Raw genomic sequence first — 14,867 nt, 5'->3', positions numbered from 1 at the left:
GTTTATCCCCCTATTTTTTTGTGTTTTTGTGTTTTAGTTTTGTTGTTTGTTTTTTAATGTTTTGTGTTTTGTGGTTGTGTCCTAAGTCTTTTTTTTCGTGTTGCGGATTTTTGTTAGCTACTTTGCAGTCTAAAGTTTTTACCGAGAAACACGTAATTTCAACGCGTGTTGCGTTGTGTTTCTCTCAATTGCTCTCCAAGGCAATACTGTTGTTTGTGGAACGTTTGTATTTTATATCTTTGTTTTGTGTATTTTTTTGAGTATTGTAGCATGTTTTTGTTTTATGGTTTTATTTTGATTTTTCTTTCAGTTTTGCTGGGTATTGTTGTGTCTTATTTTAGTATTTTCGGCATATCTTTTAAACCTTGCATGATTATTTTTGGTTGTGTTGCTAATTTTAAGAGCATTTTTATTGGTTTGTCTCTGTTTGTTTTTTGAAGTATCTCTTTTATTTTTGGAGTATTTACTTTTTTTATGAGTGTATCCCATTCTCTTTGGTTGTATTGTTTTAGTATTTTGTTTATTTTGTAGTGCGCATATAGTTCTAGGTTTAGTGTTTTTAGGTTTTTTTGATATTTTTCTGTTGATTCTGATAATTTTTCAGCTGCTTTTAGTCCTGGTATTATTCCTCCTCCTGTCGTGTTTTTTATTTGAAGTGCTGCGTCTCCTAGGAGGCTTATTGTTTGTTTTTTGTTTTGCACCGGCGTTTTTGGTTTGTGCATTGGTATTGGTCCTCCTTGCATTTCTATTATTTGTCCAGGATATTTTTTTATGAAATCATCAAATATTTTTTTTGCGTTTGTTTCTGCGGCAACGCCTATTCTGGCAATTTCATCAGATTCTGGGGTAAACCAAGCATATTCTCCGATGTAAGGATAAAAGTCTATTTTTTCTTTGTCAAAATCTTTTAATTTAATTCTTGCTTGAACTCCTGTTAAGTATTTTCTTTTTTGCATTAAATTGTTATTTCTTGCCACTGCTGATGCGGGGCCATCTGCGCCAATTAAATTTTCAAATTTTATTTCTTCTATTTTTTTTGTTTCTGTATCTCTATATGTTGTTATTTTTCCTTCGTTTTTTAAATATCTTTTTCCTAGTTTTATATTCACGCCTTGTTTTTCTGCTTGTTCATGGAGGTATTTTATGAATGTAATGTTGCAGATTATGTAGTTTGTATTTATTGGTATGTCTACGTGGTTGTTTTGAGAGTAGACTCTTGTTTTTGTTATTTTGTTTAACGTGAATTTTTCTATTTCTTGTTTTGGCAGAATTTTAGTTATTTCGTCTGTTAATATGCCTGTGCATTGAATTGGTTTTCCTATGTCTTTATGTTCTTCTATTATTGTTGTGTTTATTTCTGGATGTTTTTCTTTTAGAAGTTTAGCATAGTGCAGTCCTGCTCCTCCTCCACCTATTATTAATGTCATTTCATTGTTATTTTTGTTTTTATTTTAAAGATTATTAAATTAATGCTTTGTTTTTGTTTCAATTTTCTAGTAGTGAATACTACGAAAGATTTATATATAGTGTTTCACTACCAGATAGGAAAGAAGCACTACTGATTGGTACTTATTAAACGGCGAGGTTGAAAAAATGGTATTAAATTTCATAAAAAATGGGTTTGACATTGTAAGGGGATACACAGGATTACTAGGATCTGATGGTTCAATGACTCCTGAGGAAATAAATCAAAAAGCACTAGAACAACTAAACAATCCACTGCAAATAGAACAAATACAAGACACAACAAAGACACAACAAAATAAAGTATTTGAAAACGAAATACAAATGTTAAAAGAATTAGGATATGTAGGAAAAGACGATCAAGGTGTTTATGTTCAACTAAAATCGGTTGAACAAACAAAAAAAGACTTCTCAAATGTTAATGCAAATAAATTCATGAAGTCCTGGAATGAATGGAAATATGTGAATAACATAACAACAACCCTAGAAAGCTTAATGGATCCGGCAAGAGCGCAAAGCACACAAAATCAAGACTTCACACCGGAATACTTTCAAAAAAATGAAATAACTCCAAATGTTGTAAATAAATACTCAAAATTATCTTTTGAAGAATTTGACTGGAAGGATATTTCTAAAGAAGAAAAAGAAAATATGAATAATCCTACAAAACTGTTCGTATTGAATTATTTAAATCAGGATAAATTAGGTAATTCTGTTTCTTCAAATCCTGATGTTCAAGAACCAGGAACAAAATTTTATTTGAACGAGTCAGTCTACAAGCCTATAGTTGAAATGATACTAAATAGTGATGGCAAAGACTTAACAGAATTAGAAAAACAACTAAGCGATTATTATTCATCAAACACAAGACTGCAAGGAATTAACGGAGAACTAAGAGATAGAAATAACAAACTTAAAGCAAAAAATGATTCTTTAAGTCAAACAATTAACGAAGGGATATTTAGAGCAACAGGCGGCGTAGGATTAACTACGAAAGGAAACCTAACAGGATATTTATCAGCAGAACTAGAAAACATCATGTTAGGATTGAGTGTTACAGAAGGTACTTCATCACAAAATTCCCAACCATTCTCAGAGCCTTACACAGACGAAGATGGATTTACAATAAATAACGAGACAAAATACGAATTTAATCAAAAAGAAAATTTGGCATGGGATATCTTAGCAGGATACAGAATAATGAATAATTTAACTCCTTTCTTAACAATAGGAGATAAAATAAAAACATCTTCACTACATATGTCTTCCAAAAAATCAGCTAGCTTTGGAGGACCAGAAGCAATATCTCAAGATGACCCAGATATGAAAATTTATGAAAATAAATTTCATGCACTAAGATTCGGAGCCGGGGTTTTAGTAAATCCAACAGATTATTTAGCAATAAAATTAGCAGCGAACTGGAGCGTATCTGACAACCCAGAATTCAGCGCAACTCTTGGAGCTAATTTCGGAGATCTAGAAAAAAGACTTCCAAAAATTCCATACAATGAAGCTTTGGATGCTGTTTTAAACACTGCAAAGCAAATAAAACCAGAACTCATGGCGATCTATACAAACGAAGGACCCGGTGCAGGAATAAATCTGGGATATGATAAGTTCTCAATAACAGGGATGTATGTTCCAGGAGAAGAGAATTTCTTAGGAGGTGGACTTAATTATGACGTTCACAAAAATTTGTCTGCAGGAATAATAGCAGGGCAATCAAAACTGATAAATGAAGATAAAAAACTTGAATTAGGCGCTCAATTACAAGCAAAAGTGTCAGAGGCATACAAACTTCTTGCAGGAGCAAAAACAGATACAAAATTCAAGAACCCTAAAGCATACATCGGCGTAGGAATAAATCCATACAAAGTTTTCAAATAAATTTTGGAATAAGGTGCATAAAAAAATGATACAAAAAAAACACAAAACAATAATGATTGCACTACTTTTATTTTTTATAACTTCACCATTAGCAAACGCAGCTCCAATGATAATTGCAACATTTGGAGATATAACAAACGTTGATGATTATGAACAAGAAATAAACTTTGGAGACACAACAGATTACTCATTCAAAATAGTACACGATTACGGAACAGAATACTCGGACATAAAAGTTTTTTTACTAAAAGTCGGAGACCAAAATTTTTTACAAGAAATATATAATAAAAGATTCACACCAGATACAGGTTCATTAGCTGACCTGATATTTACAGAAAGAAATCTATTAGTAACTCCTGATTATTACTTAACAGAAGGAGATTACAGAATACACATTCAAGCAACACAAAAAATAGACGGAACAACAGAAACAACAACAAGAAGCATGAGATTAAATCTGCTTGTAACTTCACCAGTAATTCTACAAAATCCTACAGCTGATTTTACGTACAGTCCTTCAAGTCCGGAAGTAAATGAAGCTGTTACATTCACAAGCACATCAACAGATGCAGATGGAACAATAACAAACTATGAATGGAAAGTTGATGGAACAGTTGTAGGCGCTGGAAATACATTATCTTACACATTTACAAATACAGGTTCACATAATGTTGAGCTTAAAGTAACAGATAATGATGGTCTGACAGATACAAAAACAAAAACAGTTAATGTCGTGTCTGTTGCAACAAGTCCTATTGCTGATTTCTATTATGCACCATTCAATCCTCAAGTTGGTACTGTGATGTCTTTTACAAGTAACTCAACAGATTCTGATGGCTCAATAGTTTTTTATGCCTGGAAAATAGATGGCGATATCGTAGGAACTTCAAAAACAATGACGCACACATTTGCATCAGCAGGATCACACCAAGTATCTCTAACAGTCACAGATGATGATGCTTTGACAGATACAAAAACAAAAACTATAAATGTAATAAATGCAAATTCAGCGCCTTATTTCACATCTTCTCCAGTTACAGAAGGAATTGTAGGTGAAGAATATATTTATGATGCAAATGCAATAGATGATGAAAATGATGTTTTAGAATTTGGTCTATCACAAGCTCCAAACGGTATGACAATAAATGAAGACACAGGATTAATAACATGGACACCGACAACAAAGGGAGAATTTAGCGTTGTATTGTATGTTAGTGATGGAATAAACCCCGCTATAAACCAATTTTTCACAATAAATGTAACTGAAAATATAATACCCGCTCTACAAATAGATAATTTCGACTGCAATCCAGACATAAATGGAGATAACATTTCAGACGTAGTATATGGAGAAGAATTAAGATGTGCAGTTCACGTCAAAGGAGATATACAAGATGTAAGAATAGAATTTGATTTTTCAGGTTTGGAAAATTTCCCTATTTGTTACACAGATTTTAAAGGTAACTGCGCTTCAGACATAACTGTGAATGATATGCCTGGAACATACACAGTCTACGCAACAGCAACAAAACAAGGATATGAAAGCACAACAATTGGACCAATATCAGTTCAAGTATGGACTCAAAGATATGAAATAAGAAATCTAAAAATATATGAAGATGAATTCAGCACAGAGAGTTACTCTTTTTTTAGAAAAGAACCAATGTTTATAGCATTTGACATATACGACACTATAAATGACGAACAACTAGTGCCAGGAACTAATGATGCCGACGTAATAAATAGTGCATACCTAAAGGTGAACACGGGTTCTGCAGAACTAGAAGAATGGACAACACCTATTAAACTATCAAAAGTAAATCAAGATGGATTATTCACAGTTCTCAAAAATAAACTACTAAAAACATTTGGAATAAAAAATACGGGGTTATACAAATTTCATTTAAATGAAATACCAATAACAGACGACTTTTTAGGTCAAGGAAAAGTATTTGCTTTCACAATAAATTTCATAGACAATACTGCTGGTCAAGAAACAAGAGATGTAAACGTACTAAACAACGAATTAATCTTCAACCAACCACCAAAGATCAAAATACATCCTGGATCAACAACAACTCTTAACTTAGCAAGTTACTTATCAGATATAGAAACGCAGAAAAATGAAATATTAACAACTTACAAAATCAACCCTTTGCTTTCTATAACAAAAATATCAAATACAACATTCCTGATAGAATCCTCAGAAAACTTCAATAAAAAAACAAATGTAGAATTCACAGCAGATGACACAGACGGATCAAAAGTAACAAGAAATATAGTCTTTGAACCAGAAATACCAAACACAGTAATTGATCCAAAAGCAATAATAACTGGTCCAAAATCCGTGAGAACAGAAAAAACAATAACTTATGACGGATCTGGTTCGTATGACCCTGATGGAAAACTTGTAAACTACAGATGGCAAATAATAAAAGAGGGAACAACACTTCACGAAGAACAAGGAGTGCATATGCTAAAAATAGAGTATGTGTTCCCATCAAAAGGAACTTACAGCGTAAAACTATTTGTTACAGACAATCAAGGAAACACAGCTTATACAGCACTTACTGTAAATGTTAAAAATATTTACAAACAACCAGAACAAATAATGCCTATGGGAGAAGAAGACGGAATTTGGGTTGACTACTTTGATATATATGGAACTAACTACGGAACAATAACTTATGAAGACGAATTTTCAATATCTGCAAGAGTTAGAAATGAAAGAAAAGATGACATAAGAGGCGCTACAGTTTCTTTTAGCTTGCCAGAACTAGGTTTTCAAATCAAAAGTCACAAGTTTGACCTAAAAGATAACGGAGACTACGAAACAATATCTTTCATGGGATATTTACCATTTACAGAGCAGGAGGTGCCGCCAGGAGAATACATAGCACTCATAACAGTGAATGCAGAAGATATCTTAAGAACAAAATACTACCCATTAGTAATTGAGTAGTTATAACAATCCTTGAGAAATAACAAAAGTTATTCACTAAAAAATGAGAACATACACAAAACATTTATAAATATCAAAGTTTATCCTACAAAAATCGTAGGGGAAAAAATTACTACGGAGGTCAGTACAAATGAAGATTAGTCAAATAACAACAATTATGATAGTGCTCCTAGCAGTGCTAGTAGTTCAAGTATCAGCACAAAGTTTTAATTACGAACCAGGTGTTGTAGATCCAACAAGTCTGTTTCTAAACGTTACAGACGTAGATATAAATGATTTCGATGATTTCCCATCAAGAGTAAGACTTGAAAGAGGAGAAGAAATAAAAGTAGTCGTTGCAGTAAAAGCAATGAATGGAGACGTTGAAAACGCAAGAATAAGAGCAGAAATAGTAGGATATGAATATGCAGATTACGAAAATGAAGATGTAGTAGCATACTCAGAAGTATTCGATCTAAGTGAAGGATCTTCAGACACATACACATTGCACTTAAAAGTTCCAGAAGACATAGAAAAAATAGATGAAATGTTCTTAAGAGTCTTTGTATCCGCAAGAAATGATGTACCTTCACTTGAATACATGTTTCCAATGGAAATCGACGGTCTTGCAAAAGACAAAGCAGTACAAATAAGAAAATTCTACATTAGTCCATCCTCAGAAATAGAAGCAGGAAGAGCACTAAGTTTCAAAGTACAAGTAAAAAATATGGGAGAAAAAGACCTAGATGATGTAAGTGTAGAAATAAGCATACCAGAACTAGGCCTAACAACCTATGAAACAATAGACACAATACTAGAAGAAGAAGTAGAAAGCTTTGAAGCACTATTATTAAGAATTCCTCTAGACGCAGAAGTAAAAGATTATGATGTTGTAGCAACAGTTAGCTTTGATAAATACCAAGCACAATCAGAAACAAAAACCATAACTGTAACAGGAAGAGAAGAAACACCAGGCAGTGAAGAAGACGATACAACAATAATAACGATGCCACAATCAGTAGAAATAATAAAAGGAACAACTGCTGTATACCCAGTACTAATAGAAAACACAGGAGCAACATCAAAAACATACATTGTGAATGTTGAAGGAACAAATGATTGGGCAACAATGCAAATTCAACCATCTTCCGTAGTTTTACTAAAAGCAGGGCAAACACAAACCGTATACGTAAACCTTCAAGCAACTGCAGATGCAGAAGCTGGAGATAAAGTGTTCCAAGTAAAAGTAACCGCAGGAGATGAAGTAAGCTCAACAAACGTACTGGCAACAGTAAAAGCAGGAGAAGAAACATCAAACAACCTAAGAAGCGTACTTGAATGGGCATTAGTAATCCTTGTAATAATCCTGATTTTGCTAGGACTTATAGTTCTAATAGCAAAAGTAAAAAAAGGAGACAAGGAAGAAGACGAAGATTCAGAAACTTACTACTGAAACTTCCTTAACTTTTTTTTCTTAATTTTTTAAAATAAATAAAAAAACAGTTCAAAACTAGTGTGAATATTAAAAATGAAACTGCACCAAACTACAAAAATCACAAAATTCTTAGGTGTAGTTACTTTAATGTTTATACTAATACTGCAAACAACATCAGCAGCAACAAATTTTGACGTTAATCTATACAAAATAAGCTACGACTTTATGGCAGGAGCAATCACACCAACGCCAACAATTTGTTCTTGTGCAACACAATACGACAAAATATACATAGAAAACACAGGTAGCTTCGGAGCAGACTACAAAGTAACATCAAACCTACAAAACGTAGCATCGCCTCCTGGACAAATACACCTAGAACCTGGAGAAAAAATATACGTAGACTTATTCTTACAAGCAAATTGCCAAGAAGAACACACAAAAAACTATGAAGTATACATAACTAACAACTATGGCAATACAAAAACAATAACACGAAATCTACAAACAATAAGATGCCAAACAATAGATGCACAATTATATACTGCGAAAGAAAAAATAGATCCTTGCCAATCAACAACATACACAATATACCTAACAAACCCAAGCCCATTCCAAGAACAATATTTACTAAAATTTCAAAATCAAACATACGAACTAACACTAAACTCAAATCAAACAGGAACACAAAACTTCACATACCAAGCATCTTGTGAAGACTATGGCAACAAAACAAATCAATTCATAATAGAATCAATAAACAACCAACTAATATCTCTATTAGAACACCAAATAGAAATAAACAGAGCATACAATTACGACGTACAAATACATCAAGAAGCATACTACTGTGTTAACGAAAAAACAAGAATTCCAATAGACATAAAAAACAACGGAAAAGTAGACAATGAATACACAATAAACTTACAAAATACGCCAAGTTTCATAAAAACCACAGAAAACACAATAAGCATAGAAAAAGGAAAAGAAAAACAAACATATCTAGAAATACAACCAACAGCAGAAGGAGAACACACAATAACAATAAACACAGAATCTAAAAAAGGAGATCTAAAAACAAGCCAAAACACAACAATAAAAACACTAAACTGCTTTGATATGCAAGTAGAAATACAAGGACCAAAACCACAAGAACTATGCACAGGCAAGCACGAAATACCAATAAAAATACACAACAACGGACTAAATGACGAAAAAATAAAACTATGGCTCTACGACCCAACAGAAATAACACAACTAGAAGACCAAGAACTAGAAATATCAGCAGGAGAAACAGAACAAACAAAACTCCTAATAGAAAAATACGAAAGAACAGAAGAATTCACAATATATGTTTCCGCGACAATACACGAAAAAGATGTAAACCAAATATTCAAAGATTCGCAAAAAATAATCATAAAAGACAACTACCAATGCACACAACTAGAATTTCCGGAAAAATCCTTAAAAGTAAGATATGAAGAAAACTACGCAACAATACCTATAAAAAACATAGGTATACTAGAAACAAATTACAATATAAAATATGAAGGACCAAAATTCATAGAACTACAAACAGAAGAAATAGAAATAAAAAGTCAAGAAACAGAATACATACAAATAAAACTATACGCAAACCAAGAAACAGAAGCGCCACAAGAAACACAATACTTCACACTGAAAATAACCTCAGACGAAACAAAACAAGAATACACACAACAATTCAAATTAAAAATGGTCTCAGAACCAATACAAGAAACACTATACAAATACTTCACACAAACAACCTGCAAAAAAATAACTGCAATCCTACTAATACTAATAATCATAGCAACAATAATGCTCATAATAAGATACTCAATAAAAAAATCAAAACACAACACAACATTCATACTAATAACAACAATAATCATAATACTAATAATTATAATAAATGTGTTAGTAAACAACATACCAAAATACGACTTACCAGAACTTGACCAAGAAAAAGTAAACGATAAATTTTACTTAATATGGTACGAAGACACAAAATACGAATTAGATCTAACAAAATACTTCCAAGATCCAGACAATGACACCTTATCGTACGAACTAGAAAAACCACTAGAAAACATACAAATAACATTCAAAGATAACAAAGCAACACTAAAACCAACTAAAGACTGGTACGGCAAAGACGAAATTAAAATAATAGCAAAAGATCCTGCAGAGGAAGAAATAAAAAGTCCAAGAATAAGACTAGAAGTAATAGACACCGCAGAAATAAAGCCGCTAGACTTCTATGAACAAAACTGTTCATTCATAAACAACGCACTAATAATAATTCTGCTAATAATAATACTATTCACGCCATACTTTAAAAAAAAACAACAAAAACAACCAGAACCAATAATACAAAAGAAACCAACAACCAAAAAGAAAAATTCTAAAAGAAAATGAGAACAGAATTTAACACACAAGATTCATACTCAGAGATAAAAGATGAAGACTTAAGAGAAGTAAAATAAATGAAACTAAGAAATAAACCAGGACAAGGAAGAACAACAATAACACGCCAAGAATTAAGTGACAAAATACCAAGTAACTACAAACTAGGACCTCATGGAAGAAAAAACTCACTGAGTCATAGAAAAAAAGAAACAGCGATATACTTAGCAAGTACCTATTCATACGCATCAATACTAGAAACATATCTTCAAAAAGAACTCGAAATAAACTTAAAAACAGCATATTCCAATGAAGATCTCAAAGATTTCACAGAACAAGAAAAATATTCTTTTGTAATAATAGAACCTCAAGTAAACAAAGAAAAATCAAAAATTCAAGAATTAACAGATATAACAGAAAAACTCATACTCAAAACGCCAATAATAATACATGGAGAATTCGATGAAAATTTACTAAAAAGAAAATACAATCTAAAATCAGGAAAAAATTATAACACAATACAAAAACCCTCTCAAAATCTATCAAAAGAACTCAGAGAAAAACTAAATCAATACATTAAATAAAAAAATGACATACAAAACAGATCTGGAAAAACGAGAAAAAGCAGTAATAAACGCTATAAAAGAATCCTATGGAAAAAATGCAACAATTCTTCCAGACCCAAAATACGCAGGATTAGGATGGGGGAAATCATTCATACCATTTACGTATAATTTCACAACCCTTGAAGTATACTCAAAAGGAATAAGATCAAACAAAACCAACATAACAATCAGACCGAAGGGAAAAATAATCTTACAATCAAAAAGCATGCTAAAAAACAAAAAAATAAATCAACTAAAAAAAGCAATAGAACAAAAATCATTCATATGCGACATAATAAATAACTAATTCTTAATCATGCCAAGCTTCTTTAAAACCTCTTTATATCTCTGAAAATCATCACTTCTCTTAAACTGATCCATCTTCTCAGCAGGTAACATCTCCAACCACTTATGAAGCATCTTAACAGTATCCTTAAAAGACTCCTCTAACTCTAAAGCTTTTTGTTCTGCAACACTCTCTAAAACTTCTTCTTCCTCAGGAAAATCAGAACGACCACCAAGCCTAAGAAGCTTAAGAAACCTCTTAAAAATACCTTCACGCTCTAATTCCATAGCGTCCTCAGCAGCCTGAATATCCTCAACATCATCTTGCATGTTTTCCAACTCCCTAACGTTTTCAACCTCTCTTTCCCGAGCTCTCATTTCTATTTCCTCATCATTTGGGATCCTGCGCTGAAAAAAACTAAAAAGCTTCAAAGCCCCACTTCGCATAGAACTTTGAGATTCACCCTTCCTACTATTCAAATAATCATCCATATCTCTGTTAAATTCACCTTTATCTATCTTAACCACCCTAAACTCGACATAATAATCATATCAATTGATAATCATTACTATTTAAAAGTTTCCATAACAAAAAAATTATAAAAATGTATAATAAAAGAAAAAAATGGGGACATTGGGATTCGAACCCAAATCTGCTGGTATCTCTCACTTTAAAACGCGCTAAAACGCTAATCATCGACAAACAAGTCTCATCGCTCCAATAAAAGTACTGGAGCCAGCCATTCTAGCCAGGTTATACTATGTCCCCATCATTAACAAGAGAAACTAATTCGTTTATAAAGATTTTTGCTAAAAGTTAAAACAACTATTTATCACTAATAATTTCAACAACATCCCCAAAATTAAGGACATGATCCTTACCAACAGTTCTCTTAGTCTTAACATCAATAGCACGAATAAAACCCTTGCCCAAATCAGTATGGATCTTAAACGCAAAATCTAAAGCAGTGCTTTTTTCAGGAAGCAAAAAACAATCAGGCAAAACATTACCGTGCTGATCCTCCAATTTATTAACCCCTCCAGGAAACACAGGAATATACTTTAAAAGAGAAAAAACAGTTGCATTCAAAGAGGCCTGAACGCCTGTACCTTCAGTATTCTTATCAAGAACATCATTTTTAATAAAATCTAAACCAACCTTTTGTTTATCAGATAATGCGCCAATAACTTCAAAATGAGCATTTCCAGGAACATAATTAATTAGTTTGTGTTTATGAGCCTCTTTTAAAGCCAACTCACTCTCAGCACTACAAGGAACAATTATTTGACTAGGAAACTCATTTTTTAAACGTAAATAATTATCCATAGCACCAGGAACGTCAATCTTATTAGCAACAATAAGCATAGGTTTAGTCTTAATTCTCAAAGCCCTAGCAAACTTAAAAAGCTCATCCTCAGACCAATCCACCAAAATTTTAGCATCTAAGTCTAAATAGCTCAAAATTCCTCTAATCATATCTTCACTACTACCAAGCCCAGAAAACTGTTTATGCAACGCCTTATCAACATCAGAATTAGTCTGTTGAACCTGCCTACTAAACTTTTCCCAAGTCTTCTTTAAAATGCTCAAATACCAAAAATCAAGCTCATCTTCCATAAACTTAATATCAAGAGCAGGATCACGAGTATTAGGCTGAGCAGGCTCACCTTTTTCATTAGTACTACCAGAAACATCAATAACATGAATAAGCGCATCCGCCTGATTTAAATCATTCAAAAACTCTAAACCCATACCTTTGCCTTCATGAGCACCAGGCACAAGTCCTGCAACATCAATCATGTCAATAGCAACAAACCTTTGTCCATCAACACAATATCCAACCCGAGGATTACACTGTTTTCCAAAAAATTTATCTACGCAATCAATTCTAACAAAACCAACTCCGCTATTAGGCTTGATAGTCGCAAAAGGATAATTAGCGATTTCTACATCCATCAAAGTGCTAGCTTTAAAAAAAGTGCTTTTACCAACATTTGCTTTTCCAACAACTCCTATTATCATAAAAAAACGAAAAAACAATTTTATATATAAAAGTTAGCAAAAACCTTATATATTCTACAGCCTCAAATACATTATTCGGAGGTATGATATTTATGGCAAAGAAAAAAACAACAAAAAAAACAACGAAAAAGACACCAAAAACTGTAAAAAAAACACCGCAACCAAAACCAACAAAATCAGAGAAGCAACCAAAAAAATGTTGCGAAGCATGGACTTGGACAACACTAAGAATAGTAACAGGATTATTTTTCTTATTTATGGGATTGCCCAAATTAATAGCACTATTTTCAGCAACAAATCCCTTAGCAGGACTAGGAATCCCTATGGTATTAACATGGATAGTTGCAATAGTTGAAGTAATAGGCGGATTACTACTCGCAATAGGAATACTAAGAGTAGAAATGGGCATGCTACTAATAATTATACTGATTGTTGCTATAATCCTAACAGTTTTCAAAGGAAACTTCTTTGACGTTATGAGAGGATTATTACAACACTTGTTATACATAGCAGCAATTTTAGCAACAACATTCAAACATAAAACCTGCTAAAAAATTTGAGATTAAGGAACAATTGTTAAAGCCCCGCCATTTAGGGTGGGAATAGATTGTTTCAGTAAATTTTTTTCTTTTTTTTAAATATTCACGTAAAACAATACAAAAAACAGCTTATTATAACTAAATTTATAAACAAAAAATATCAATAAATCTAAATGACAAAAATTTGGTACTCAGTTCAAGGTGATGGGTTAGGACATGCGATAAGAAGCCATACAATAATACAAGAACTTAAAAAAAAACACACAATATTAATAACTGCCTCAGACAAGGCATACGAATATCTAAAAAACAAACACCAAAACGTACACAAAATAGAAAGCTTAAAATGGATTTATGAGAACAACACTGTAAAAATAACAAAATCCGTAAAGAACTTCTTCAAACGCATCCCATATGTTACAAAAACAAACATAAAAATTCTAAAAAAAATAATACCCGAATTCAAACCAGAAATAATAATCACAGATTTTGAACCTACAGCAAGCCAAGTAGCGCACATACTAAAAATACCAATAATAACAATAGACAACATACATTTTCTATCAGAATGTGAAATAAAATTGCCAGAAATAAAAAAAGCAGAACTAAAAAGAACAATAATTGCAATAAGATTGCTATTTCCCAAATCAGACAAATACATAATACCAACATATTACAAAACTAAATCATACAATAAAAATGTAAAGCTAGTAAACCCCATAATAAGAGACGAAATAAAACAAACAAAACCAAAAAAACATCAACACGTATTAGTATATCAAACAACACCAACAAATAAAGACATGCTAAAAGAACTAAAAAAATCAAAAAACGCATTTAAAATATATGGTATGAAGAAAAAAGGAAAACAAAAAAATCTGCAATTTATTGACTTCAACGAAAAACAGTTCATAAACGATCTAAAAAAATCAAAGTATGTGATTGTAAATGGAGGATTCACAGTAATAAGTGAAGCTTTATACTTAGGAAAACCAATTCTTGCAATACCTATAAAAAAACAAATAGAACAAGAAATAAACGGATACGCTCTAAAAAAAACAGGCTATGGCAATTGCACAAAAAAACTGACTTTTGAGGATCTTGAAAACTTCGAAAAAAATCTTGATAAATATTATAAAAAAATAGAAAAAATAAAAAATTGGAATAACGATAAAATATTTCAAGAAATAGAAAAAACCATAGAAAAACTAAAAAAACACCCTAAACAAAACACGAACAATTACAAAATATAATAATAAAA

General features: G+C 32.0%; 11 protein-coding genes and 1 tRNA gene. 8 read left to right on the top strand and 4 right to left on the bottom strand.

All coding sequences use genetic code 11. The annotated features are described in order from the left end of the window. Window positions 1-332: 332 nt before the first annotated feature. Window positions 333-1,427, bottom strand: a complete 1,095-nt coding sequence (locus K9L97_01560) for an NAD(P)/FAD-dependent oxidoreductase (protein MCF7871696.1) — start codon at window positions 1,425-1,427, stop codon at window positions 333-335. A 166-nt stretch (window positions 1,428-1,593) separates the two neighbouring features. On the opposite strand from K9L97_01560, the gene K9L97_01555 reads away from it, so the two are divergent. The 6 genes from K9L97_01555 (at window position 1,594) to K9L97_01530 (ending at window position 11,066) form a co-directional block, all read left to right on the top strand. Beyond that, window positions 1,594-3,351, top strand: coding sequence for a hypothetical protein (locus K9L97_01555; protein ID MCF7871695.1), 1,758 nt, complete (start codon window positions 1,594-1,596; stop codon window positions 3,349-3,351). 25 nt (window positions 3,352-3,376) lie between these two features. After that, the gene (locus K9L97_01550; GenBank protein ID MCF7871694.1) at window positions 3,377-6,313 is read left to right on the top strand and encodes a PKD domain-containing protein; all 2,937 of its coding nucleotides are present in this window, start codon (window positions 3,377-3,379) and stop codon (window positions 6,311-6,313) included. Window positions 6,314-6,443: 130 nt separating this feature from the next. Then, entirely contained in the window at window positions 6,444-7,745 is a 1,302-nt protein-coding gene (locus K9L97_01545; GenBank protein MCF7871693.1) for a putative S-layer protein, read from the top strand. Between the two features lie 75 nt (window positions 7,746-7,820). Then, entirely contained in the window at window positions 7,821-10,166 is a 2,346-nt protein-coding gene (locus K9L97_01540) for a hypothetical protein (protein MCF7871692.1), read from the top strand. Window positions 10,167-10,234: 68 nt separating this feature from the next. Then, the gene (locus tag K9L97_01535; protein MCF7871691.1) at window positions 10,235-10,738 is read left to right on the top strand and encodes a hypothetical protein; all 504 of its coding nucleotides are present in this window, start codon (window positions 10,235-10,237) and stop codon (window positions 10,736-10,738) included. 4 nt (window positions 10,739-10,742) lie between these two features. Further along, window positions 10,743-11,066 carry a hypothetical protein gene (locus K9L97_01530; GenBank protein ID MCF7871690.1) on the top strand — a complete coding sequence of 108 codons (324 nt, stop codon included), beginning with the start codon at window positions 10,743-10,745 and terminating at the stop codon, window positions 11,064-11,066. On the opposite strand, the gene K9L97_01525 is transcribed toward K9L97_01530, so the two are convergent. From K9L97_01525 to K9L97_01515, 3 genes are all read right to left on the bottom strand, one after another. Further along, on the bottom strand, window positions 11,063-11,572 hold the full coding sequence (locus K9L97_01525) for a hypothetical protein (GenBank protein MCF7871689.1): 510 nt from the start codon (window positions 11,570-11,572) through the stop codon (window positions 11,063-11,065). The two genes, K9L97_01530 and K9L97_01525, sit on opposite strands and share 4 nt — an antisense overlap. 98 nt (window positions 11,573-11,670) lie before the next feature. Further along, a tRNA-Trp gene (locus tag K9L97_01520) sits at window positions 11,671-11,813 on the bottom strand. 57 nt (window positions 11,814-11,870) lie between these two features. Beyond that, window positions 11,871-13,067 (bottom strand): redox-regulated ATPase YchF, encoded by a 1,197-nt coding sequence (locus K9L97_01515; protein ID MCF7871688.1) that lies wholly within the window; start codon window positions 13,065-13,067, stop codon window positions 11,871-11,873. Between the two features lie 92 nt (window positions 13,068-13,159). On the opposite strand from K9L97_01515, the gene K9L97_01510 reads away from it, so the two are divergent. Together K9L97_01510 and K9L97_01505 are read left to right on the top strand one after the other, a co-directional pair. Then, on the top strand, window positions 13,160-13,618 hold the full coding sequence (locus tag K9L97_01510) for a DoxX family protein (protein ID MCF7871687.1): 459 nt from the start codon (window positions 13,160-13,162) through the stop codon (window positions 13,616-13,618). Window positions 13,619-13,779: 161 nt separating this feature from the next. Continuing rightward, window positions 13,780-14,859, top strand: coding sequence for a hypothetical protein (locus K9L97_01505; protein MCF7871686.1), 1,080 nt, complete (start codon window positions 13,780-13,782; stop codon window positions 14,857-14,859). Window positions 14,860-14,867 lie beyond the last annotated feature (8 nt).

It is taken from the genome of Candidatus Woesearchaeota archaeon (assembly GCA_021735165.1).
Classification (GTDB): Archaea; Nanobdellota; Nanobdellia; order Woesearchaeales; family 21-14-0-10-32-9; genus JAIPET01.
The sequence above is the reverse complement of the archived record's forward strand: the minus strand, read 5'-3'. Positions and strand labels throughout refer to the sequence as shown.

Excerpts from the sequence above, each read along its gene's own strand:
- K9L97_01560 (MCF7871696.1), bottom strand. The coding sequence starts at position 1,427 with ATGACATTAATAATAGGTGGAGGAGGAGCAGGACTGCACTATGCTAAA.
- K9L97_01555 (MCF7871695.1), top strand. The coding sequence starts at position 1,594 with ATGGTATTAAATTTCATAAAAAATGGGTTTGACATTGTAAGGGGATAC.
- K9L97_01550 (MCF7871694.1), top strand. The coding sequence starts at position 3,377 with ATGATACAAAAAAAACACAAAACAATAATGATTGCACTACTTTTATTT.
- K9L97_01545 (MCF7871693.1), top strand. The coding sequence starts at position 6,444 with ATGAAGATTAGTCAAATAACAACAATTATGATAGTGCTCCTAGCAGTG.
- K9L97_01540 (MCF7871692.1), top strand. The coding sequence starts at position 7,821 with ATGAAACTGCACCAAACTACAAAAATCACAAAATTCTTAGGTGTAGTT.
- K9L97_01535 (MCF7871691.1), top strand. The coding sequence starts at position 10,235 with ATGAAACTAAGAAATAAACCAGGACAAGGAAGAACAACAATAACACGC.
- K9L97_01530 (MCF7871690.1), top strand. The coding sequence starts at position 10,743 with ATGACATACAAAACAGATCTGGAAAAACGAGAAAAAGCAGTAATAAAC.
- K9L97_01515 (MCF7871688.1), bottom strand. The coding sequence starts at position 13,067 with ATGATAATAGGAGTTGTTGGAAAAGCAAATGTTGGTAAAAGCACTTTT.
- K9L97_01510 (MCF7871687.1), top strand. The coding sequence starts at position 13,160 with ATGGCAAAGAAAAAAACAACAAAAAAAACAACGAAAAAGACACCAAAA.
- K9L97_01505 (MCF7871686.1), top strand. The coding sequence starts at position 13,780 with ATGACAAAAATTTGGTACTCAGTTCAAGGTGATGGGTTAGGACATGCG.